The following is a 1,832-nucleotide window of genomic DNA, read 5'->3' on the forward strand; positions in this document are numbered from 1 at the left end:
GTCATCACTGTCCTTTGGAGGCGTAGAAGGTTTCGGTGGCGTCTTTGGAGGGTGCCCACCAGTCTTCGTTGGTGCGGTACCAGTCGATGGTGGCGGCGAGTCCGGTTTCGAAGTCGCCGTAGGTGGGGGTCCAGCCGAGTTCGGTGCGCAGGCGGGTGGAATCGATCGCGTAGCGCAGGTCGTGTCCGGCCCGGTCGGTGACGTGGTCGTAGGCGTCGGCGGGTTGTCCCATGAGGGTGAGGATGAGTTCGACGACGTCCTTGTTGTTGCGTTCTCCGTCGGCGCCGATGAGGTAGGTCTGTCCGATCTGGCCCTTTTCGAGGATGGTGAGGACGGCGGAGGAGTGGTCGTCGGCGTGGATCCAGTCGCGCACGTTCTCGCCTGCCCCGTAGAGCTTGGGGCGGATGCCGCGGAGCACGTTCGTGATCTGGCGGGGGATGAACTTCTCCACGTGCTGGTAGGGGCCGTAGTTGTTGGAGCAGTTCGAGATCGTGGCCTGCACCCCGAACGAGCGCACCCAGGCGCGCACGAGCAGGTCGGACCCGGCTTTGGTGGACGAGTACGGGGAGGACGGGTTGTACGGGGTGGACTCCGTGAACCGTTCCGGGTCGTCCAGTTCGAGGTCGCCGTAGACCTCGTCGGTGGAGATGTGGTGGAACCGGGTGCCGTGTGTGCGGGCGGCTTCGAGCAGCGTGTACGTGCCGATGATGTTCGTGTCCAGGAACGGGCGCGGGTCGTTGAGCGAGTTGTCGTTGTGCGACTCGGCCGCGTAGTGCACCACCGCATCGGTGTCCGCGAACAGAGAGTCCACCAGGGCGGCGTCGGTGATGTCGCCGTGCACGAACGTGACCCGGTCCTCCGCCAACCCGGAAAGCGACGCCCGGTTGCCGGCGTAGGTGAGCGCGTCCAGCACCGTGACGTGATGATCCGTGGTGTTCACGACATGGTGGACGAAGTTGGAGCCGATGAAACCGGCACCCCCGGTGACCAGCAGACGGCTCACGCTTTCCCTCTTTCCAACAGCTCCAACAGGTACGTGCCGTACCCGGACTTGACCAGCTTCTGCGCCCGCTGACGCAACTGCGCATCATCGAGGAACCCCTGCCGCCACGCGACCTCTTCCGGCACCCCGATCTTCAACGCCGTACGCCGCTCCATCGTGCGCACATAATCCGCCGCGTCCGTCATCTGATCGAACGTGCCCGTGTCCAACCACGCCGTCCCACGCGGCAGCACCTCGACCTGCAGCTTCCCCGCCTCCAGATACGCCCGGTTGATGTCCGTGATCTCATACTCACCCCGCGCACTCGGTGCCAGGTTCCGAGCGATCTCGATCACATCATTGTCATAGAAATACAGGCCAGGCACCGCATAGTTGCTCTTGGGGACGACCGGCTTCTCCTCCAAAGAGATCGCCCGCCCCGCGTCATCGAACTCGACCACACCATACGCACTCGGCTCCGCCACCCAGTACGCGAACACCGCCCCACCATCCAGACCCGTGAACCGCGACAACCGCGACCCCAACCCCGGCCCGTACAACAGGTTGTCACCCAGCACCAGCGCGACATCATCCCCACCGATGAAATCCGCACCGATCGTGAACGCCTGCGCCAGACCATCCGGCGACGGCTGCTGCGCGAACGAGATCGACACCCCGAACTGCGACCCATCCCCCAACAACCGCTCGAAATGCTCCGCATCATGCGGCGTCGTGATCACCAGAATGTCCCGAATACCCGCCAACATGAGCGTCGACAACGGGTAATAGACCATCGGCTTGTCATACACCGGGATCAACTGCTTGGAAACACCAAGCGTGATCGGATGCA

Annotated in this window: 2 protein-coding genes; both read right to left on the reverse strand. The window is 63.6% G+C overall.

Annotation, left to right across the window (positions count from 1 at the left end; genetic code table 11):
* Positions 1-4: 4 nt before the first annotated feature.
* The gene (gene rfbB / locus ACFCYE_RS17890) at positions 5-1,003 is read right to left on the reverse strand and encodes a dTDP-glucose 4,6-dehydratase (RefSeq protein ID WP_376180857.1); all 999 of its coding nucleotides are present in this window, start codon (positions 1,001-1,003) and stop codon (positions 5-7) included.
* On the reverse strand, positions 1,000-1,832 hold an 833-nt coding region (gene rfbA / locus ACFCYE_RS17895; RefSeq protein ID WP_376180859.1), incomplete at its 5' end, for a glucose-1-phosphate thymidylyltransferase RfbA. The genes rfbA and rfbB, both read right to left, overlap by 4 nt.

It is taken from the genome of Microbacterium sp. NPDC056234, from assembly GCF_042267585.1.
GTDB lineage: Bacteria > Actinomycetota > Actinomycetes > Actinomycetales > Microbacteriaceae > Microbacterium.